The organism is Halomonas sp. I5-271120 (assembly GCF_030553075.1).
Taxonomy (GTDB): Bacteria; Pseudomonadota; Gammaproteobacteria; order Pseudomonadales; family Halomonadaceae; genus Onishia; species Onishia taeanensis_A.
Genome location: NZ_CP130701.1, coordinates 1,826,895 through 1,846,644 on the forward strand (window position 1 = coordinate 1,826,895; position 19,750 = coordinate 1,846,644).

At 65.9% G+C, this 19,750-nt stretch carries 20 protein-coding genes; 4 read left to right on the forward strand and 16 right to left on the reverse strand.

What is annotated here, in order from left to right; translation table 11 throughout:
- The 11 genes from Q2K57_RS08160 to Q2K57_RS08210 form a co-directional block, all read right to left on the reverse strand.
- Entirely contained in the window at positions 1-789 is a 789-nt protein-coding gene (locus Q2K57_RS08160; RefSeq protein WP_304526591.1) for an SDR family oxidoreductase, read from the reverse strand.
- Positions 790-838: 49 nt separating this feature from the next.
- On the reverse strand, positions 839-1,531 hold the full coding sequence (locus Q2K57_RS08165; RefSeq protein ID WP_304526592.1) for a TenA family transcriptional regulator: 693 nt from the start codon (positions 1,529-1,531) through the stop codon (positions 839-841).
- On the reverse strand, positions 1,528-3,045 hold the full coding sequence (locus Q2K57_RS08170; protein WP_304526593.1) for an AMP-binding protein: 1,518 nt from the start codon (positions 3,043-3,045) through the stop codon (positions 1,528-1,530). Before Q2K57_RS08170 ends, Q2K57_RS08165 begins: the two co-directional genes overlap by 4 nt.
- A complete protein-coding gene (locus tag Q2K57_RS08175; protein ID WP_304526594.1) occupies positions 3,035-3,805 on the reverse strand; it encodes a thermostable hemolysin in 771 nt (256 codons plus the stop codon). Before Q2K57_RS08175 ends, Q2K57_RS08170 begins: the two co-directional genes overlap by 11 nt.
- Before the next feature lie 95 nt (positions 3,806-3,900).
- A complete protein-coding gene (locus Q2K57_RS08180; protein ID WP_304526595.1) occupies positions 3,901-4,203 on the reverse strand; it encodes a hypothetical protein in 303 nt (100 codons plus the stop codon).
- Positions 4,204-4,401: 198 nt separating this feature from the next.
- Positions 4,402-5,223: an ABC transporter ATP-binding protein gene (locus tag Q2K57_RS08185; RefSeq protein ID WP_304526596.1), complete on the reverse strand. Its 822-nt coding sequence runs from the start codon at positions 5,221-5,223 to the stop codon at positions 4,402-4,404.
- On the reverse strand, positions 5,211-5,972 hold the full coding sequence (locus tag Q2K57_RS08190; protein ID WP_304526597.1) for an ABC transporter permease: 762 nt from the start codon (positions 5,970-5,972) through the stop codon (positions 5,211-5,213). The genes Q2K57_RS08185 and Q2K57_RS08190 overlap by 13 nt, the downstream gene beginning before the upstream one ends.
- Complete coding sequence (locus tag Q2K57_RS08195) at positions 5,969-7,030, reverse strand: ABC transporter substrate-binding protein (RefSeq protein WP_304526598.1); 1,062 nt, start codon at positions 7,028-7,030, stop codon at positions 5,969-5,971. Before Q2K57_RS08195 ends, Q2K57_RS08190 begins: the two co-directional genes overlap by 4 nt.
- Before the next feature lie 213 nt (positions 7,031-7,243).
- Positions 7,244-7,882, reverse strand: coding sequence for a peroxiredoxin (locus Q2K57_RS08200; protein WP_304526599.1), 639 nt, complete (start codon positions 7,880-7,882; stop codon positions 7,244-7,246).
- A 168-nt stretch (positions 7,883-8,050) separates the two neighbouring features.
- On the reverse strand, positions 8,051-8,479 hold the full coding sequence (locus Q2K57_RS08205) for a C40 family peptidase (RefSeq protein ID WP_304526600.1): 429 nt from the start codon (positions 8,477-8,479) through the stop codon (positions 8,051-8,053).
- Positions 8,480-8,621: 142 nt separating this feature from the next.
- Complete coding sequence (locus Q2K57_RS08210) at positions 8,622-8,915, reverse strand: ribbon-helix-helix domain-containing protein (protein WP_304526601.1); 294 nt, start codon at positions 8,913-8,915, stop codon at positions 8,622-8,624.
- A gap of 246 nt (positions 8,916-9,161) precedes the next feature.
- Here Q2K57_RS08210 and Q2K57_RS08215 point away from each other — a divergent pair, with 246 nt between their 5' ends.
- The 4 genes from Q2K57_RS08215 (at position 9,162) to Q2K57_RS08230 (ending at position 13,120) form a co-directional block, all read left to right on the forward strand.
- The gene (locus tag Q2K57_RS08215) at positions 9,162-9,728 is read left to right on the forward strand and encodes a twin-arginine translocation signal domain-containing protein (RefSeq protein WP_304526602.1); all 567 of its coding nucleotides are present in this window, start codon (positions 9,162-9,164) and stop codon (positions 9,726-9,728) included.
- Positions 9,729-9,772: 44 nt separating this feature from the next.
- Positions 9,773-11,356 (forward strand): GMC family oxidoreductase, encoded by a 1,584-nt coding sequence (locus Q2K57_RS08220; RefSeq protein ID WP_304526603.1) that lies wholly within the window; start codon positions 9,773-9,775, stop codon positions 11,354-11,356.
- Positions 11,357-11,442: 86 nt separating this feature from the next.
- Entirely contained in the window at positions 11,443-11,976 is a 534-nt protein-coding gene (gloA, locus tag Q2K57_RS08225) for a lactoylglutathione lyase (protein ID WP_304526604.1), read from the forward strand.
- Between the two features lie 175 nt (positions 11,977-12,151).
- Positions 12,152-13,120 (forward strand): ABC transporter substrate-binding protein, encoded by a 969-nt coding sequence (locus tag Q2K57_RS08230; protein WP_304526605.1) that lies wholly within the window; start codon positions 12,152-12,154, stop codon positions 13,118-13,120.
- A 241-nt stretch (positions 13,121-13,361) separates the two neighbouring features.
- Here the strand turns inward: Q2K57_RS08230 and Q2K57_RS08235 are convergent, their stop codons facing one another.
- The 5 genes from Q2K57_RS08235 to Q2K57_RS08255 form a co-directional block, all read right to left on the reverse strand.
- Positions 13,362-13,724, reverse strand: coding sequence for a hypothetical protein (locus Q2K57_RS08235; protein WP_304526606.1), 363 nt, complete (start codon positions 13,722-13,724; stop codon positions 13,362-13,364).
- A gap of 255 nt (positions 13,725-13,979) precedes the next feature.
- Entirely contained in the window at positions 13,980-15,341 is a 1,362-nt protein-coding gene (locus Q2K57_RS08240) for a lipocalin-like domain-containing protein (RefSeq protein WP_304526607.1), read from the reverse strand.
- A complete protein-coding gene (locus Q2K57_RS08245; protein WP_304526608.1) occupies positions 15,338-17,902 on the reverse strand; it encodes an FtsX-like permease family protein in 2,565 nt (854 codons plus the stop codon). Before Q2K57_RS08245 ends, Q2K57_RS08240 begins: the two co-directional genes overlap by 4 nt.
- Positions 17,902-18,570, reverse strand: coding sequence for an ABC transporter ATP-binding protein (locus Q2K57_RS08250; RefSeq protein WP_304526609.1), 669 nt, complete (start codon positions 18,568-18,570; stop codon positions 17,902-17,904). The genes Q2K57_RS08245 and Q2K57_RS08250 overlap by 1 nt, the downstream gene beginning before the upstream one ends.
- A 102-nt stretch (positions 18,571-18,672) precedes the next feature.
- Entirely contained in the window at positions 18,673-19,698 is a 1,026-nt protein-coding gene (locus Q2K57_RS08255) for a metal ABC transporter solute-binding protein, Zn/Mn family (RefSeq protein WP_304526610.1), read from the reverse strand.
- Between the last annotated feature and the right edge of the window lie 52 nt (positions 19,699-19,750).

Genomic DNA, 19,750 nt, shown 5'->3' on the forward strand with positions numbered 1-19,750 from the left:
TCAGGGCTTGCCGACGAAGCGGCGAATGATCGGCAGCTGGCGATGCAGGGCGCGATCGACCACCCGCGGCACGATGGCGTTGAGTCGTACGAAGAGGCCTTCTGGCCAGCCCACCTGGGTCTCCTCGCGCTGTCCTTCGATGGCGCGGCGCACGGCTCTAGCCACCCGCTCCGGGGTGTCCATGGTGGTGCCGAGCGCCTCGTTCATGGCTTCCACCTCGGGGCTGTTCATGGCGGTCCGGGTCGCGCGCGGGGCGACATACAGCACCCGCACCCGAGTATCGGCCAGCTCACGGCGCAGCGCCTGGGAAAAGCCGCGCATCGCGAACTTGGTGGCGCAGTAGGTGGCCTGCGACGGATAGCCGATGGCGCCGAAGGTCGAGCCGACATTGACCAGTTGACCCTGACGGGCCGCCATCAGCTGCGGCAGCAGCTGATGGATCAGCTGCAGGGTGGCGGTCAGGTTGACGTTGATCAGCGCGGCGATGCTGTCGTCGGCCTCGTTCTCGAACAGGCCGACATGGTTGATGCCGGCCGCGTTGATCAGCACGTTGCAGTCGGCACGCCGCGCCGCCTCGACCAGACGAGCCCGAGCATCGGCGTCGGTCAGGTCGGCGGCCAACACGCTGATGTGCTCGGGGTTCTCGGCCGCCAGGGCGGCCAGGGTCTCGTCGTTGCGACCGCTGGCCAGCACCTGTGCACCGGTGGCGGCCAGCTCCTTGACCAGAGCACGCCCGATGCCGCCGCTGGCGCCGGTGACCAGGATGCGCTGTGCCGGCCAGCCGCCCACGAGGGTAGGCTTCCTGAACCAGGGCCTGGACAAGGGCTTGGACAAACGCTTAGACCAGCGCATCAGCGAGCTCCCGGGTGACATCGCCGCCGCCGCAGGCCGCTTCGACGCCGCGGAACATGGCGCCGTACAGGCGGTAGACCATGGCGGCGGTGTCGATCACCGCGGCCAGGTCGTCCTCGTCGAGACGTTCGATGAGCGACTCGAAGAAGGCCATGTGGCCGATATCCAGGCTGCCGTGGGAGAGCAGGTAGCTAAAGGCCTCCTTGGGCAGACCGAGGTTCTGCTGGAGCGCCTCGGCGGCCTGGGTGGCCAGCGCCGTACTGGTGCCTTCCAGCACCAGCACCATGCCGAAGAAGCCGACCGGGTTGTCGTGGGTGATCACGTCGCGCACATGGCCGACCATCAGCCGGGTCGCCGGCGCCGGAGTGGCGGCCACCACGGCATCGGGATCGCCGCCCGCGGCGCGAATGTCATCCAGAACCCAGTGCTCGTGGCCGTGCTCCTCGTCGATGTACTCCACCAGGGCATCGCGCAGCCACCCCTTGTCGGCGGGCAGGCGGGCGCCGCAGGCCATCATCAATGGCACGGTGTAGCGCACGTGGTGATAGGCCTGGCCGAGGAAGGCCAGGTATTCGGCGTGGCTGACCTCGCCGCGCTGGGCGCGCTGCAATAGCGGGATGGCCAGCATGGCCTCGCGTTCGGTCTGGGTGTCGGCGAGCAGGCGTTGGTAGGCGCTCATGAGGCGGCTCCTGTGGAATAGGAAGAAGGCGTGGCGGACGAAGGCGTCGACGTGATGGTCGATTCGGCCTCGGCGGTCAGCCAGTCGCGGTAGGCCTCGAGCACGCTCGTGCGCCGTAGGCGGCCATTGGCGGTGAGTTGGTCATTGGCCGGGGTAAAGGGCGTCGCGCGCCGCCAGGCGTGCACCCGGGCATAGTCGGGCAGCCGGGCATTGGCCGCGGTGATGGCCGCGCTCAGGGTGTCATCGCCGGTGCTTGGGTCCCGGGGGACGATCAGCGCCCGGTTGTGGTCTAGCGCTTCGCCGTGCACTAGGGCCTGGGCGATCATGGGCTGCAGGGCGAGTTCGGATTCGACCCACTGAGGGTCGACGTTGCGACCGTAGGCGGTGATGAAGACATCGCGCCGGCGGCCGTCGAGGTGCAACCGCTCGCCTTCCGGGCCAGGCTCGAGGCGGCCCAGATCACCACTTGAATACCAGGCGCCGATGGGGGCTTCGCCCAGGTAGCCAAGCATGGTGGCTCCCTTGATTTCGACTTCGCCGCTGGCTGAGAGGCGTACCTCGGCATGGGGCAGCGGGCGGCCGACGCCGTCGGCCGATTCGCCGGGTCGGTTCAGGCACACCACAGAGGCGCACTCCGAAAGCCCGTAGCCCTCGAAGACCGGCCAGCCGCGCTCTTCCGCCTGGGCAAGCAGGGCCGGGGCCAGTCGGGCACCGCCCGCCGCGACGAAGGACAGGCTCTCGGGCGCCTCGGGCGCGACCGCCAGCAGGGCCTGAAGCAGCTGCGGTACCAGAATCAGGCTCTGGGGCTTAACGGATTCGATGACCGACATCGCGGTGCGCGGGCAGAAGCCGCTGGCACCCTGCCAGCCAAGCGTCGCGGTGTCTGGAAGGTGGCAGGTCGCGCCGAGCCATAGCGGGACATAGAGCCCGCCGATGTTCTCGAGCAGCGTCGCCAGCGGCAGCATGGCCAGGTGACGACAGATGTCGAGGGGCGCGACGAGGGTGGCAATGCTCTCGGCGACCCGCAGCATGGCCGCGCTATCGAGACACACCCCCTTGGGTGCGCCGCTGGTGCCGGAGGTGAAGGTGATCTTGGCGGTGCCCGCATGCATCTCGGGAGGCTTGCCGACCGTTCGGCAGGCGGTGGCGCCATCGGCGCTCGGGGCGAAGCCGAGCGCCGTCGCCTCATCGGCAGCGCCGATCCAGCTATCCAGCCCCGCGCTTGCTACCAGATGCTTTCGCTGTGACGCCGAGAAGAAGCCCGGCACTGGAACTGCCACCCGCTCATCGCTGAGCAAGGCGAGATCCCACAGCGCCCAATCGATACCGTTATCCAGCGCCAGGCCAACGCGCCGGGCATCCAGCGCCGCCAGCCGTTCACGGCGCCGATCGACCTCGGCGAGCAGCTCGCCGTAGCTCAGCTGTGCCTGCCCGTCGTCCAGGGCGATGCGGTTGGGCCAGGTCCGGGCATGCTCTGCCAGGGCCGTGAGGAAACGCTGACGTTCAGCGGACATGGCTGCCCTCCCTCTGGCGGCTGGGCAGCAGGCCCTGCGACTCGAGGTTGGCATAGGCAAGCGCCAGCGAGCCGCCCATCACCCAGGGCACCAGATCATAGTAGCTGCCCCAGGCCTCGCGGCTCTGGGCTGACAGGCGTGCCGGGTCGGCCAGCGCCAGGGGGCTCGCGGAAAGCCCCAGCCGGCGAAAACCATTGCGCACCGCCGGGGTGGCGGTGAAGACCAGCCAGGCATAGCCCTCTTCGTGCAGCTGCTCGATCAAGTGCAGGATCAGGGCGCGCTGCAGCCCTGGCCGATTACAGGCCAGGTTGCCGATTTCGACGATGCTTGAGCGCTCCACCGGCTGGCCGAAGGACTCACTCAGGGCCCGCTCGATGGAGGTGTCGAGGTAGGTCTCGAGAAACAGGGGGGAGTCGTCGGCGCACTGGGCGCCGACCGCCGCCTGAGGAAGCTCGCCCTGCCAGAGGCCCAGCAGGCGTGTCAGAAAGTGGCTGACCTGAGCGCCGTGATCGCACGCGAAGCGCTCCCGGATCAGGGTCTCAAGCGCTGACTGCTGATGCCGGTTCTCGGCGATATGCCAGGATAGCGGCGCCACTGCCTGTGGTCCTTCGCTGTCGCAAGGCCGCTCGACCGAGCTCACACCGGGCAGCGGGTCGGGCAGGGTGCCTGACAGCGTGCTGGAGAGGGTGCCTGATACAGTGCCGCCGGTTAGGCTTTCTGGCAGTGCGTCGAGCAGGGGTGTGGCTTGGTGATAGGGCATCAGGGTCGCCTCCATGAGCTTCCCTGATAGTGTGGGTGGGCTGGCTTAACGCCGGCTTAAGATAGTCGCCCTTATCCGAATATTAGCGGACATCTTCAACAGCGGATGTAGCCCCATCCTGCGGCCTGATGCTCGGCCAGCGTGACCACTGCCGCCTCGACTTCCTCAATGCCTGCCGCGTTCTCAAGCCCTTGGGCCGCCAGCGAGTTGCGACACAGCCGCAGCAACGGGTCGGTGGCCGCATCGGGTGTTTCCAGCGCTGCCGCGACACCGCCGCCGTTGGCCACGATCAGCACCTTAGCGTCCGGGCGCGCGGCCAGCAGATTGACGGCATTGCGCCGGGCCCTGGCAAGCGAGGCGGGGGTGGGGGCGTGCAGCAGTACGTTGAGGGTCGACATGGCGGGACTCCAGGCGTGATGTACAAGCGTGATGTAAAGGCGGAATGGAAGGGACCGATAAGGCGGATGTTCAAGACGGTTGAGAAAGACGGCTCAGCGTGATCGTTGAAGCAGACCGCTTAGGCTGCAAGTTCAAGCCGCCTTTTCAGGCCGCCCGGTCAAACCGCCCTTTCAGGCGGCCTGATCAGAATAAGCGTATCAGGAGGATTCATCGGCAGCCGAGGTGCCGATCAGGCCTTCGATGCGCTGCACGCAATCGGCGAAGCCGGCGTGCTCGCGGCGCTCCTCCTTGGGCAACGCAACATCGACCACATCCCTCATGCCGGCGGGGGCATCGTCCGTTCCTCCGCCCAGCACCAGCACCCGGTCGGCCAGCAGCACGGCCTCCTCGATATCGTGGGTGACGAAGACGATTGCCGCCTCGCTGCGACGACGCAGGTCGACGAGCTCGGTCTGCAGGCGCCGCCGGGTGATGGCATCCAGCGCCGAGAAGGGCTCGTCCATGAACAGCACTCGCGGCCGCACGGCCAGTGCCCGGGCGATGCCGACCCGCTGCTGCTGGCCGCCGGACAGGGTGTGCGGCCAGCGCTCGGCATAGCCATCGAGCCCGACCAGTGCCAGGGGCTCCAGGGCGCGCTTGCGTCGCTGGGCCTTCGATAGCGCCAGGCCCTCGAGGCCCAACTCAACGTTGGCGCGCACCCGGCGCCAGGGGAACAGCCGCGGCGCCTGGAAGACCATCGACCAGGCCCGGGTGTCGGCGCTGTTGCCGGCGGGGATCTCGACCTGCCCCTGACGGGGCGCAATCAGCCCGGCCAGGGCGCGCAGCAGGGTCGACTTGCCGACCCCGGAGGCACCGACCACCGCGACGAACTCCCGGGGCTGCACCTCGAGGTCGACGCCCGACAGGATGGTCGTGCCATCGAAGCCGAGGCTGACACCCCGGGCGCGCAGCACCGCCGTGGGTGACGCATTCAGAGAGGACGCATCGTCTAGTGAAGGGGTATCGCTCAGGGTTGCCACCGCAGCATCCTCCGTTGGACGACCATGAACAGCGCATCGAACAGCGCATAGAGACCGGCGATGGTCAGCATGTAGACCACTACGATATCGGTAGCCAGCAGGCCCGAGGCCTCCATCATGCGCTGACCGATGCCGGGAATGCCGAACAGCTCGGCGGCGACCACTGTCATCCAGCCCTGTCCAAGGCCGGCGCGCAGGCCGCCGAGGATGCCCGGCGCCGCGGCCGGCAGGCTGACCTTGGCCAGGCGGTCCACGAAGCGCTGCTGGCCGAAGGCGAGGGCGACCTCGTCATAGCCCGGGTCCACCGAGCTCACCGCGCTGTAGCTGGTGAAGTAATTGATCCAGAACACGCCGATGCTGATGATGAAGGCCGCCGCGGTGGGATTGACGCCGAACCAGATGATGGCGAACGGAATCCAGGCCAGCGGCGGAATCGGCCGCAGCAGCCGGGCGAGCCAGGCGTGCAGGGCATTGAAGGTCGGCACCAGAGCCGCGCCGACGCCGACCATGATGCCCAGCAGCGAGCCGATCGCCACGCCAACGGCGTAGTGCGACAGGCTGGAGCGCACCACCTCGAACCAGATGCCGTCGGCGATCTCCGCCCAGAACACGCCGGGAATGCTCGACGGCAAGGGTACCAGGTTGCCCGGCAGCAGGCCGGCGCGCAGGCTCGCCTCCCACAGGGCAATGAAGCCGGCCAGGCCCAGGGCGCTGATCAGCAGACGGCGGGGGCGCGACAGCCGAATCACGGCGCGCTGGTCTCGGCGTCGTTGCCCTTGGCCAGTGCGGCGCTGGCCGCGTCATACAGGCCGGTGTCGAACAGCGCATCGATGTCCACCGACTGGCGCAGGGTGCCGTTGTCGAGCTGGAAGTCGCGCATCACCCGGGTCGCGTCGATGATCGCGTGCGGGTCGCTCAGGTAGTTGGACGACGGCGAGCGCAGAGCGGTCTCGACGGTGGCCAGCGGCACCAGGCGCTTGCCGACGAACTCGCGGACATGGGGCGCGGCCCGCTCGGGATCGTCGATCAGCATGTTGGTGGCGCTGATGTGCAGCGTCATCAGCCGCTGCATCGCGTCGGGGGCATCGGCGAGCACGCTCTCGCGGGCGGCCAGCACGGCGCCGGGCTGGTTGGGCAGCATGTCGCCGCCGCGAGCGACGACACGAGCGCTGTCGTCGCGCTCCTGCACGGTGGTCAGGATCGGCTCGAGGATCGAGGCGGCATCCACGGCGCCGGCAAGCAGCGCCTGCTGCACCCGGTCGGCGCCCATGGCGACGATGTCCACGCTATCCAGCGACAGGCCGAGCTGCTGGGTCAGGTAGTAGCGCAGTACGGTGTCCGGCACCGAGCCCTTGGGGAAGGTGGCGATCTTGGGCTTGCGGCCCTGGGTCTTCGTGAAGTGGGCGATCGCCTCCTGGGCGGTGGCGTTCTCGAACTCGCCGGCGAAGTCGCCGCGGGCCACCAGGCCGATCTGTTCCTTGATGCTGGCGGCCAGCACCTTGATGGGCACGCCGTTGGCGCGCGCCACCATGGCCGGACCTATGCCGAAGTACATGACATCCAGCTCGCCGGAGGCCAGCGCCTGAACCATGGCCGGGCCGCTGGAGAAACGGGTCAGCTCAAGATCGAGGCCCGCCTCCTCGGTCCAGCCTTCGCCTTCCATGACGAACAGCTGCGCGACGGGCAGGATCGGCATGTAGCCGACCTGAAGGGTAGTGACGTCATCAGCGTCTTGTGCTTGGGCCAGGCTGGGCAGGGCGAGCAACAACAGGGCCATGGCGCCCAGGCGGCGGGTGAAGCGCAACATGAGCAATCTCCGGAAGGCGAAAAGGGCCGCCGATCATATCGGCTGGATCAGTGGCTCGGAAAGTTCTGCTAGGACGATTTGCTTATAACCTTATCGATAAAAAGCAGACCGCCGCCCCAGGGGGCGGCGGTCTGCTGCCGGTTGTCAGCGTTCACGCTGGGCGTGCAGCGGTCGGGCCGCACGCGTTGAGATGTCCGGCGCTGGGTTCTTGCCTCAGCCCTTGTTGGGCTGCTTGGTAACGCGCAGGTAGGGCTTCTGCTCGTCCCAGCCGTTCGGGAACAAGGTCTTGGCTTCTTCATTGCTGACGGCAGGCACGATGATGCAGTCATCGCCGTCGCGCCAGTTGACCGGGGTGGCCACCTTGTAGCCGTCGGTGAGCTGCAGGCTGTCGAGCACCCGAAGGATTTCGTCAAAGTTGCGCCCGGTGCTGGCCGGGTAGGTGAGGGTCAGGCGCAGCTTCTTGTTGGGGTCGATGATGAAGACACTGCGCACCGTCAGGGTGTCGTTGGCCTTGGGATGAATCATGCCGTACAGGTCGCTGACCTTGCGATCGGCATCGGCCAGCAGCGGGAAGTTCAGCGCCTGGCCCTGAGTCTCCTGGATGTCGCCGACCCAGGCCTTGTGATCGTCAAGCGGGTCCACCGACAGGCCGATCGCCTTGGTGTGGCGCTTGTCGAACTCGGGCTTGAGGCGCGAGACCTCGCCAAGCTCGGTGGTGCAGACCGGGGTGAAATCCTTGGGGTGCGAGAAAAGGATCACCCAGCTGTCGCCGGCCCACTCATGAAAGTTGATCGGGCCGTCGGTGCTGTCTTGGGTGAAGTCTGGAGCGATATCGCCAAGTTGCAGAGCCATGCTGTCCTCCTTGGAAGTCTGTGATCATCACATCTTGCCTCTCCTCCTATATCAGGACGAGGAGGCCGGGAAACAAGGCCTACCATAAGCCGATTTCCCATAAGGATATGGTGAAAAATAACCCGCGAGTCATGATGGCGTCGCGGCCAGCGCCGCTTGCCAGCGTTTTCAGGGGGCCGGCGCGGCGGCACCGAGGAAACGCTTCTGCCAGTAGTCCAGGTCCAGCGAGGTCGTGGTGACCTGTCGCCCGCGTCCCGGGGCGTGAATCATCTGGCCGTTGCCTGCATAGATGCCCACATGGCTGGCGCGGCTACCGCGGCCGAAGAACAAGAGATCTCCCGGGCGTGCCGCCTCGATAGGTGGTAGAGCTCGGTACTGATCATCGGCGGTGCGCGGTACGTGAAGCCCTGCCGCGCGGTAGCTGACCAGCACCAGCCCCGAGCAGTCGAGCCCGTTTGTCGAGGCGCCGCCCCAGCGGTAGGGCGTGCCGAGGGCATCGCGGGCCTGGTCGAGCACCAGCACCCGCTCGATGGAGAGCCCTGCATCACGATCGTTGGTGGCGAGCCGGGGCCCGGCACAGCCGGAAAGCAGCGTCATCAGAAGCAGTGTCAACAGAAACGGTGTCAGCAGATCTACCAGCCTGGCGCGTCGAGATGTAGGAAGAAGCCTGTGCATGTCGTCGTGTCTGTCCATGTCGTCGTGTCTGTCCATGTCGTCGTGCCTGTCCATGTCGTCGTGTCTAGGCCGGTTGGCGCGATAGCGCTGTCGGCACATTGCCGAGGTGAAGATGGACGGCACAGGCCACTCGCAGCATAGAGGCCAGATTGGGAACGCTGCCCTTTTCTGCGATGACTTCGCCATAGAGCTTGCTGATAAAGCGCCCGGCCGTCATGCCCTGATCGCTTGCCAGGCAGTCGAGGATATCCCAGAACTCGTTTTCCAGCCTGACGCTGGTCACGCTGCCCTGCAGGCGGACCGAGCGGGTGGTGCTTTCATAGCGCTTGGGGTGCGTTGACGCATAAACATGACACATGGAGATACCCGCCGCAGAGGATGGTAATTATTTCTACATTAGCTTCGCTCTGAGCAGAGAGCCATGTCGAAGCGCTTAACTTCTACCTTCGGCTAAGTAGTAATCCGCTGTTACCCCAGCCCTCTATTTCAGGCATAGCCTCAGAACAAGATGCCTCCGTGCCGCTGGCATGGTGAGACATCAAAGCCTGGGAGGTCGCCGCGTGATGCTGTGTCCTCATCGTTTGATTCCATGGGGAGAACCGCCATGCCGTCCACATCGCTATCACGCCGCACCTTTCTGCAAACGACCGGCGGTGCCCTGGTGGGTACTTTGGCCTTCGCCAGTGGACCTATCGCCCTGCTGGCACCCAGTCGTAGCTGGGCCATGCCGCTCGATGTGCTGGGTTCCCACGACGGCGAGGTGCTGCTTCAGGTCACTAAACACCTGTTCCCGCATCCAGGCCTCGAGGATGCCGTCTATGCCTTCGTGGTCAAGGACCTGGACCGTGCCGCCGAGGCTGAGGCGAACCGAACGCTGCTCCAGGGTGGAATCAAGGCCCTCGATGATGATGCCAGCGGCGATTGGCTGGCGCTCGCGCCAGATGATCAGTACCTGCGGGTCGCCTCGCTGGAGGGCACGCCCTTCTTCGAGAAGGTTCGTTCCACTGCCATCGTCTCGCTATACAACAATCCCTTGGCCTTCACCCATTTCGGCTACCAGGGCGAGGAGGGCGACAAGGGCTACCTCTACAACGGGTTCAGTGACCTGACCTGGCTGCCTGAGCCGCCACAGCCTGCCAACGGCTATATGCCCGGCGAAGTGCCGTCCTGAGCCCTAAAAAAGATAAAAAACGATACAAGTAGAGGAGAGCCATCATGGCCATGACTGACAACCAGGCACGCTTCCAGCATGACGACGATCAGGTGGCAGTGATCATCGGTTCCGGCGCCGGAGGGGGCACACTCGCTAACGAGCTTGCCCAGCAGGGCATTGATGTCGTCGTGCTCGAGGCCGGCGCGATTCATACCCGCGACGACTTTCTGGCCGACGAATGGGCGTCTTTCAGCCAGCTGGCGTGGCTGGATCCACGAACCACGTCCGGCAGCTTTCGGCTGGCCAAGGATTTCCCCAATCTGCCGGCCTGGATCGTCAAGTCGGTGGGAGGCACCACGGTGCATTGGGCCGGCGCCAGCCTGCGCATTCAGCCCCATGAATTTAGAGCCCTGAGCGAATACGGCAAGGTCGAGGGTGCCAACCTGCTCGATTGGCCGGTGACCTATGATGAGCTGGCGCCCTATTACGCGCGAGCCGAGGACCGCATGGGCGTTACCCGGACCAATGACATTCCCGGCCTGCCGGGCAACAACAACTTCCATGTGATGTACGCCGGTGCCAAGAACCTGGGCTATGAATGCGACACCGGACACATGGCGATCAACAGCCAGATCCGGGATGGCCGGGCGTCCTGTCAGCAGCGCGGCTTCTGCTTCCAGGGCTGCCGCACCGGCGCCAAGTGGTCGACGCTTTACACCGAGCTGCCGGCGGCGATCGCCACAGGCCACATGGAGCTGCGGCCCCAGTCGCATGTGGCCAATATCGAGCATGATGCCCAGGGCAGGGTGACAGGCGTGGTCTATTTCGATGCCAATGGGGATCAGCAGCGTCAAAAGGCGCGGCTGGTGGCCGTTGCCGGGAATTCACTGGAAACACCGCGGCTGCTTCTCAATTCGGCGTCATCGCTGTTTCCAGATGGTCTTGCCAACAGTTCAGGCCAGGTCGGTCGCAATTACATGCGTCACACCACCGGTTCGGTGTATGCCACCTTCGACGACCCGGTCCACATGTATCGTGGCACCACCATGGCCGGGATCATTTCCGACGAAGCGCATCATGATGCCTCGCGCGGTTTTGTCGGCGGCTATGAGATGGAAACCTTATCGTTGGGTCTGCCGTTCATGGCCGCTTTCCTCGATCCCGGCGCCTGGGGAAGTGACTTCACGGGCGCGCTCGACCAGTACGACCATATGGCTGGCATGTGGCTGGTCGGCGAGGACATGCCCAGGGAAAGCAATCGCATCACGCTGAATGCCGACGTCAAGGATGCCTTCGGCATGCCGGTGGCCAACGTCCACTACGATGACCATCCCAATGACATTGCGATGCGCGAGCATGCCTATCGTCAAGGCTCGGCGATCTACGAATCGGTAGGGGCCAAGAACATCTATCGCACACCGCCCTACCCCTCGACGCACAACCTGGGGTCGTGCCGCATGAGCCAGCGCGCCCAGGATGGGGTCTGTAACGGCTTCGGACAGAGCCATGATATTCCTAACCTTTTCATCTCCGATGGTAGCCAGTTTACGACGTCGGCGGCAGAGAACCCGACGCTGACCATCGTCTCGCTGGCGATTCGCCAAGCCGAGCATATCGGCCAGCTGATGAAGGAGGGTGCCATCTAGGCCAGCCTGCGCATTACACGGGGGTGGAAGTTGTCCCGGGCCGCCCCCATACCCTAATCAACTGCAATGACCAGAAGGGAGATCCCATGAGCTTTACCGGAGAGCAGCACCCCGGCGTTCAGGCGCCAACCGCCGAGTCCCAGGGCTTTCGCCTCAACCACACCATGGTGCGGGTCAAGGACCCTGCCAAGTCGCTGGCCTTCTATACCCGCGTGTTCGGCATGCGCGTGCTGCGCAAGCTGGACTTCGAGGAACTCGGCTTCTCGCTGTACTTCCTGGCGCGGCTCGAGGACGGCGACCAGGTGCCTGAAGACCAGCGGGAGCGCACCGTCTGGACCTTCAGCCAGAAGGGCCTGCTCGAGCTGACCCACAACTGGGGCACCGAGAACCAGGAGGACTTCGCCTACCACGACGGCAACGCCGAACCTCAGGGCTTTGGCCACATCTGCTTTTCTGTGCCGGACCTGGACGCTGCCGTTGAATGGTTCGACGCCAATGAGGTCGAGTTCATCAAGCGCGCCGATCAGGGCAAGATGAAGGACGTGGTCTTCGTCAAGGACGTCGACGGCTACTGGATCGAGATCGTCGAAGCCGCGCGCCTGGCCAGCATTGGGGACTGACTTGAGGACGGAATTGGCGACTGAGTCGGTGATTGAGCCGGCGACCTAGGCATAACCTTGCCAAAAGGCGTCAGAAACGCTCCGCCCCATGCGGGGCGTTTTTTGCGACCAACGCTAGATAGGAGTAGCGTTGCGCCGAACCCATTCATGGCATGATCTGCCAAGGATTCATCCCTTGAACAATCCCTACCGTCCCATGACTCGCATCCTCGCCAGCGGCCTCATCGCCGCCCCCCTGGCTCTGCTGCCGGCTCTCGCCTCCGCTGATGAAAGCGCCGAGATCCGCTTCGCCACGCCGTCCTGGCCGGGCGTCACGGTCAAGACCCAGCTCGCCGCCGAGCTGCTGACGGCACTTGGCTATGAGCCCCGCCAGCAGGAAATTGGCGCGACTATCGCTTACGAGGCGCTGAACCTGAATGAAGTCGACGCCTTCATGGCGGCCTGGCTGCCCGCTCAGCAGCCGATGTTCGAAGCGTCAATGAAAAAGGGCACCCTGGTCGACCTGGGCAACAACGTCGATGGCGCCCTGATCGGCTTCGCCGTGCCGCGTTACGTGGCCGAGGCCGGCGTGAAGCAGGTCGGTGACCTGGACAAGCCGGAATTCGCCGATAAGTTCGGTCGTGAAATCTACTCCATCGAAGTCGGCTCCGGCATGAGCGACACGCTCAACGGCGCCATCGACAACGACACCTATGGCCTGGGTGACTGGAAGCCGGTGGAAACGTCCACGCCGGGCATGCTCAGTGCCGTCAAGAACGCCATCAACAATGATGAGTGGATCGTCTTCGCCGGCTGGACGCCGCACTGGATGAACATCGAATACGATGTGGTCTATCTCGAAGACACCGAGGACATGTGGGGCCCGGACGGTGGCGGCAGTGATGTCCGTACGCTGCTCAACAAGCCCTATTCCGAGTCGCATCCCAATGCGACCCGCCTGCTCGATCAGCTGACCTTCAGCGCCGACGATCAAAGCGCGATGATCTACGAGTTCAGCTTTGAAGAGCGTGACTCGGACGACGTCGCGATCGAGTGGATCAACCAGCATCCGGATCGTATCGAAGCCTTTGTAGATGGCGTGACCACCATCGACGGCAAGCCGGCCTGGCCTGCCCTGCAGGAAGCCTTCGACTTCGAGTCCTGATCGCTTCGCTGCTGCCCTGACGTCAGGGCAAGCTAGCAACGACAACGTTAGAAACGATAAAAGACCGCCTTCGGGCGGTCTTTTTTTGTGCGCCAGGACCTATCTGTCAGGACTGGTTCGTCAGGGCCTATCTGTCAGGACTGATTTGTCAGCACTGGTTCGTAAAGACTCACTTCGCAAGATCCGTTCGTCGGGCCCCGATCATCGGACCTCGTTTGTCATGGAGTGCATGTCACCGGGCTTAACGAAAGGCGATGCGGGTGCCGTAGGTGAGCATTTCCTCGGCGGTGATCGGTTTGCTGGGCACGCCGATCATCTCGTCACCGCACTGGTCGGCCCAGGTCAGCACGCCGTGAGTCAGGCCCAACGACCCCATCAGGTCGCGGATTTCGCCGGTGCCCTTGAAGGTACAGACACTCCCTGACCCGTCGACCAGGCTCGATATGCCGTTGGCATGATGGAAGCGCACCGAATAGATGCCATCCATGGATTTGACCTCGACAATCGGCGACATGCCCTGATGAAGGGCGTGGGAGAGGCTGGCGAGAGTGAACTGCGCCTCGGGCACGGGATAGTCTTGGATGGAAGTGTCGTCGGCGGCCATGGCGGTGGGCTCCAGTAGAGAAGTTGTACAATTAATGTAGAACTAATTGGCCGACTGTCCAGTGCTTTGTGAGTCGCTGAAAGCTAAATCAAAGCCCGCTGATGAGCGATAGAGCGTTGCACGCGAGCCGCGCAGCGAGCTGGTCCTCTGCACTGGTCTCTAGTTTCGGCCCCTTAGCTCCTGCCCTTAACACCGGCTCCGGGCGCTGTACAAGTTATGTGGTTGGTTGATCTGTTGATGGTTGAGACGGTGAGCTCAGTAGCCGGTCATTTCCAGATAGCCTTCCCCGCGCGGCCGGCCGTTGGGGCCTTCGACCGTCACCGCGCCTTCCCAGTAGGGCACTTGAGTCGTCATCCAGCGGTTGGGGTCGCGTGCGGCGACCGTCAGGTCGAGCCCATGACCTGGCACTTCGAGTCGCCAGCGGGTGGGTAGCCGCCGACCGGCCACCGAGCTCTCGGCGAGTGGGGTCAGTGAGAGCTCGGTGGGCCCGAGTGGTCTGAGGGTGCCATCGGCACTGATCAGGCTGCCGGACAGGTAGTCACCGGTATCGCCTTGCGCTTCTCCTTCATCTGCCACGCCACCCCGCAGGCGAAAGGCCATCAGCTTGGTGCCATCGGCGAGATGCAGCGACAGCCAGTCCCAGCCCTGCTGGGCCTCGCCGAGCAGCTGGCTGCTCCATTCCCGGTCGAGCCAGGCCTGGCCGCTGACGCGATGGGTGGCGCCGTTAAGCGTCACGTCGCCCTCGACCCGGTAGAAGGGCTGGCTGTAATAGTAGGACCCCTGACCGTCGGCGGCCTTCTGGCTGAAACCGGCCTCGCCGTGGGCGACGAGAGGGCCCTCGGCGGTCAGCGTCAGCCGATAGCCGCTGGTGTCATCCAACGTGGCAGTAACGCTCAGCTGGCTCAGAGCATCGACAGTGCTGGGGATAGTGCTGGGGATAGTGCTTGGGATAGTGCTTGGGATAGTCCTTGAGGTAGTGCTGGGTGCGGTGCCGGTCATCTGCCAGTCGTCGACCCAGGCGGCGAAGGGCTCTGCGCGCACGCCCGCCGGGCCGGCAAGGCCGCCCGTGCTGCCGCGTGACAGGCGTTCGGCGACTACATGTTGATCGCCCCGGGAGACGGCGGCGTGGGCCATCCATAGCTGGTTCGAGGTCCATGGATTGGTTGCGCTGGCGTTCACGTCCGGGAACGTAGTCGTAGAGCCGGCTTCATTGCTCGCGCCATGATGAGCAGCAGGCGGCGCCAGCGCCTGGCGAAACAGCGTCCATTGCACGCCAAGCGGCCGGCCGTTGTCATCGTGAAGGTTGGCGGTGAGGTACCACCATTCGGTACGAAAGCCGGGATGGGCGCCGTGGTCCTTGGGAAAGCGCAGCGCCTGGCCGGGCCTCGCTTGCGTGAAGCCATCGGCCGCGCGGCCAAGGCCCGCGAAGCCGCCGTTCGACGCCTGGATTGTGGACGCCTGTGCTGTGGGAGGAGGCGAATGGCGTGTCGGCCAAGCCAGCAGCGCGAGGCTAACAGCAAGCCCCAGCACCAGAGCCAGCACCAGCCCCGCCAGTACCAGGCGCTTCCAGCGCACAGGGTGAGTGAAAAGGCGGCGTAGCGGCGAGCGACGGTTCATGAGGCGGAGAACTCCTCGAGCAACTGGCGGGGCGGCGCGCGCCATAGCCGCCAGGCGGGCAGCGCGGCGGCCAGCAGGGCCACCAGCACGGCGAGCCCCAACGCTTGCGCCCAGGCCGCGGGGAAGACGTGCAGCGGCAGCCGCCAGCCGAAGGCGGCGACATTGATCTCGGCGACTAAGGCCCAGTTCAGCGCGATCCCCAGCGGCAGCGCCAGCAGCGCCGTGGCCAGCGCTAGGCCACCGAGCTGGGCGAGTGTCACACCGAGCAGGGTGGTGCGGCCAAGGCCCAGCGCCCACAGCGGCGCCAGCCGGGCGCGGCGCTCGCGGGCCTGGGCGAGCAGGCCGGTGAACAGCGCCAGTGCGGCGACGCCAAGCGTCAGGCCGGTCAGCGCCCGGGTCACGGCGAAGGTGCGCTCGAAGACCTGGCGGGCCTGACGATGCAGGCTGCGCTGGTCGATCAGCGACGGTGCTGGCGCTTCGCCCGCCGCCGGCAGGGGGCGCGTCAGCGCCTGGCGAAGGGCGGCTTCATCGGCCGTCGCCAGCCCCGGGGTGAGCACCAGCCCCATTGAGCCAGGCCTGGCCGCAAAGCGTGTGATCAGGTATTCCACCGAGAGGGTCACCTCGCCGCGGGGGTTGCCGTAGTCCGGGTAGATGCCTGCCACCCGCGCGGTGAAGGGCCCGCTGGGGCTTGCCAAGGTCAGCATGTCGCCCGGGGCCAGGCCGGTGGCGATCGCCAACTGCTCGTTGATCAGCGCCTCGCCCTCGCCAAGCGCCTGCCAGGCCGCCGCGCGGTCGTTCAGGGTGGCCAGCAGCGGCCAGCTTGCGGTCAGCGCCGGGTCTGGCGTGATGCCCTGCAGGGCCACCGGGCGCTCGCCCTCTGCGCGGATCAGGCGTGTCTCGGCCTCGCGGCGCTCGAGCAGGGTGGCGATATCGGGGCGGGCCTCGAGCCAGTCGCGCCAGGTGTCATAGGCCGCCGGCGGCGGGCGCAGGTAAAGATCGGCGACCAGGCGCTGGTCGAGCCAGTCGAGAAAGGTCAGGCGAAAGCCGCCGACCATGCCGGCGACGCCGAGATTGGTGGCAAGCGCCAGCAGCAGCGCCATCATCGCGAGCTGCAGCCGGGGCAGCTGCAGTTGAAGGTCGGCCAGCGCCCAGCGAATCAGGGCGCTGCGAGGCGAGTTACCACGCAGCGATTGTTTGAGGCCTTCCAGGGCCGCACCCAGCAGCACCGGCAGGCTCAGCGCGCTGCCGGCGAGCGCCAGCGCGACCATGGCGAAACCGGCGATTAGGCTTGGCGTGCCGGAGGGCGTCGGCCAGGCCCACAGCGCGAGCGCTGCCAGCCAGGCTAAGGTGGCGAACCCCGCCTGGCGCTTGTGCTGGCGGCGACTGTCCGCGCGGGAAGGCTGGGCGTGACCGAGGGCGAGGATGTCCAGCCGTGCGGTGCGCCACAGCATCCCGAGGCCCGCGGTCGCCAGGCCGCCCAGGGTGATGGCAAGGCTACCGGCCCAGAAATGCCAGGGCAGTGACAGGCTAGCCCCGACCGACGCCGAGAAGAGCGCCTGGAGGCTTGCCGCTACGTCCGGCAGCAGCACGCTTGCCAGCCACAGCCCGGCGAGAATACCGGGCAGGGTGCCGGCCAGCCCCAGCAAGGTGAGCTCGATGGCCAGCAGGGCGACCAGGGTACGCCCCGGCACACCCAGGGCGCGCATGGTACGCAACAGCCCCAGGCGCTGCTCCAGAGCGAGGCCCAGGGCGGCATGCACGATCAGCAGTCCTACCACCAGCGCCAGCAGGCCCATGGCGGTCAGGTTGAGGTGGAAGCTCTCGGTCAGCTGGCCGGGCGACAGCCCCTGGGCAGCAGGCGTTCGTCGGTAAGCCTCGGGCAGTGCTGCCTTGGTGCCCGGGGCCAACAGCAGGGTATCGATGCGAGTGCCGCGCTCGAGCAGGTCGGCGGCGCGGGCGATATCCATCACCAGAGTGCCCGGCGGCAGCTGGGCGTCGGTGGCAAGCGGCGGCAGACGCTCGCCGCCTGCGGTGATAAGCCGTTTCCCTGGAGAGATATTGAGGGTGGCCAGCGTCTCGGGGGCGAGCCGAGCCTGGCCGGGAGGCTGCAGCAGGCTGGTAGGGTTGCCGCCACTGCTTTCATGACTATTTCCACCAGCGCCGTTCCCACCGACGCCGCCCACCGGCAGGCTGAGCGGCTCGATGCCCAGCACGCTCAGGCGCACGCCGCCTTGAAGCTCAACGGCGCCTTCGATCAGCGGCGATACCGGCAGGCCGGCGCGGCGCAGCGTGGTGAAGTCGGCGTAGGTCAGGGGCTCGCCGTCATGGCGTTCGAGGCGCTCAAGGCTGGGTGAAAGCAGCGCTTCGGCGCGGGCGTAGCTGTCGCGGGCCGAGGCGTTGATCGCCTGCACGCCGCTCCACAGGGCACTGGCCACCCACAGCCCGACCAGCAGCATGGCCAGCTGCCCCGGATGACGGCGATAGTGAGAAAGCAGCGTGACCAGCGCGGTGCGGGCCATGACTAGATGAGGAGCCAGGTGAGGGGAGCCGCGCCTGGCCATCAGTGGGCCTCCTCGACCAGCAGCCGGCCATGGGAAAGCACCAGGCGCCGCTCCAGGCGGCTCGCTACCCGCGCACTGTGGGTCACCATCAACAGCGCACAGCCGCTGTCGCGGACCAGTTCCAGCAGCAACGTCAGCACTGTCTCGGCGCTGGTCTCATCCAGGTTGCCGGTGGGCTCATCGGCGAGCAGCAACGCCGGGCGCCCGGCCAGAGCGCGGCCGATGGCGAGGCGCTGCTGCTGGCCACCGGAGAGCTGTTCGGGGTAGCGGTCGGCCATCTCGGCAAGCCCCAGCCGCGTCAGCAACTCCTGGCTCCAGACCGGCGTCTCGCGCCCTGCCAGGCGAGCCTGCAGGGTGAGGTTATCGGCGACCGACAGACTCGGCACCAGATGGAACTGCTGGAAAACCAGCCCCAGCCGGTTGCGGCGCAGGGCGGCGCGTGCGGGTTCGCTTGCCGTCGAGAGACGTTGGCCGTCGAGGGTGATCTCGCCGCTATCGGGGGTATCGAGGCCGGCGGCCAGGTGCAGCAGGGTCGACTTACCGCTGCCGGACTCGCCCATCAGCGCCAGGCTTGCCCCAGCGGCAAGCGTGAGGTCGACGCCGTCGAGCACCGCCAGTGGCCCCTGCGGGGTGGCGTAGGCCTTGCGGATATCGCGCATCTCGAGCATGACGCCTCCTGGCGAGCGGTGAGCCTTGCTGACAGCATCCCATAAAAAAGGCGCCCCCCGCAGGGAGCGCCAAAGGAAGTAGCTCTTGTCGCGTGTTAATGCTCAGTGTTCATGCTCATGTTCATGTTCAGACGCATGGTCGGCCTGATGGCCGGCTACGCCCAGGGCATCATGCAGCACGCGGGCGTTATGGCGCATCATGCCCAGATAGGTCGAGGCCTCGCCTTCGGCCGATAGCGAGCCGGAATACAGGGTGCCGGCGATCGGCAGGCCGGTTTCCTCGGCGAGCTGTTCGAGGGTCGCGGTGCTGGTCATGCTCTCGTTGAACAGCGCGCTGATGCCTTCGTCACGGATGACGTCGATCAGTCGGGCCAGGTCGGCCGCCGAGGGCTCGGCCGAAGTGGAAAGCCCGGTCGGCGACAGGAAGCTGATGCCATAGGCGTTGGCGAAGTAGTCGAAGGCCTCATGACCGGTGATCACGCTGCTGCTGGCGGGCACCTCAGCGAGCAGGGCGTGAAGCTCCTCGTCCAGTGCAGTGATGGCCTCGCTGTAGCGGCTGGCGTTGGTGCGGTAGGCGTCGGCATGCGCCGGGTCGGCGGCGATCAGACCATCGCGGATGTTGGCGACATAGGTGGTCGCATTGCGTAAATCCTGCCAGGCGTGGGGGTCCGGGCTGCCCTGTGCATGGTCATGGCCGCTGTGATCGTGCTCTTGGCCGTGGGCGTGAGCCTCATGATCGCCGTGGTCGTGTCCCTGGAAGGTCAATGGACTGATGCCGTCCGTGGCGGTCACCAGGGCGCCGTCATAATCGCTGGCGGTGATCAGCCGCTCCATCCAGCCCTCGTAGTTCAGGCCGTTGAAGACCACCAGATCGGCCTTGGCGACCGCGCGAGCCTCGGTGGGGCTCGGCGAGAACATATGCGGGTCGCTGTCGGGGCCGACCAGCGCAGTGACCGCGACGTGCTCGCCGCCGACCTGCTCGACCATATCGGCGAGCACGCTGAAGCTCGCCACTACATTGATAGGTTCGTCGTCGATAGGCTCAGCGGCGTACAGCGGCGAGCTGGCAAGCGTTACGGCAAGGCTGGCGGCAACCAGGCTAAGCCCGAAGGGGAGAGTGTGGCGCATATCATGAGTCTCTTGGTTAGAGGGACGGTTGGATGGCATAGGCGGCCGCAGG

Bases quoted from the DNA above. Each gene is read 5' to 3' on its own strand.
- Q2K57_RS08165 (WP_304526592.1), bottom strand. From the start codon at position 1,531: ATGAGCGCCTACCAACGCCTGCTCGCCGACACCCAGACCGAACGCGAG.
- Q2K57_RS08170 (WP_304526593.1), bottom strand. From the start codon at position 3,045: ATGTCCGCTGAACGTCAGCGTTTCCTCACGGCCCTGGCAGAGCATGCC.
- Q2K57_RS08175 (WP_304526594.1), bottom strand. From the start codon at position 3,805: ATGCCCTATCACCAAGCCACACCCCTGCTCGACGCACTGCCAGAAAGC.
- Q2K57_RS08180 (WP_304526595.1), bottom strand. From the start codon at position 4,203: ATGTCGACCCTCAACGTACTGCTGCACGCCCCCACCCCCGCCTCGCTT.
- Q2K57_RS08195 (WP_304526598.1), bottom strand. From the start codon at position 7,030: ATGTTGCGCTTCACCCGCCGCCTGGGCGCCATGGCCCTGTTGTTGCTC.
- Q2K57_RS08200 (WP_304526599.1), bottom strand. From the start codon at position 7,882: ATGGCTCTGCAACTTGGCGATATCGCTCCAGACTTCACCCAAGACAGC.
- Q2K57_RS08205 (WP_304526600.1), bottom strand. From the start codon at position 8,479: ATGACGCTGCTTTCCGGCTGTGCCGGGCCCCGGCTCGCCACCAACGAT.
- Q2K57_RS08210 (WP_304526601.1), bottom strand. From the start codon at position 8,915: ATGTGTCATGTTTATGCGTCAACGCACCCCAAGCGCTATGAAAGCACC.
- Q2K57_RS08215 (WP_304526602.1), top strand. From the start codon at position 9,162: ATGCCGTCCACATCGCTATCACGCCGCACCTTTCTGCAAACGACCGGC.
- Q2K57_RS08220 (WP_304526603.1), top strand. From the start codon at position 9,773: ATGGCCATGACTGACAACCAGGCACGCTTCCAGCATGACGACGATCAG.
- gloA (WP_304526604.1), top strand. From the start codon at position 11,443: ATGAGCTTTACCGGAGAGCAGCACCCCGGCGTTCAGGCGCCAACCGCC.
- Q2K57_RS08235 (WP_304526606.1), bottom strand. From the start codon at position 13,724: ATGGCCGCCGACGACACTTCCATCCAAGACTATCCCGTGCCCGAGGCG.
- Q2K57_RS08240 (WP_304526607.1), bottom strand. From the start codon at position 15,341: ATGAACCGTCGCTCGCCGCTACGCCGCCTTTTCACTCACCCTGTGCGC.
- Q2K57_RS08245 (WP_304526608.1), bottom strand. From the start codon at position 17,902: ATGGCCAGGCGCGGCTCCCCTCACCTGGCTCCTCATCTAGTCATGGCC.
- Q2K57_RS08250 (WP_304526609.1), bottom strand. From the start codon at position 18,570: ATGCTCGAGATGCGCGATATCCGCAAGGCCTACGCCACCCCGCAGGGG.
- Q2K57_RS08255 (WP_304526610.1), bottom strand. From the start codon at position 19,698: ATGCGCCACACTCTCCCCTTCGGGCTTAGCCTGGTTGCCGCCAGCCTT.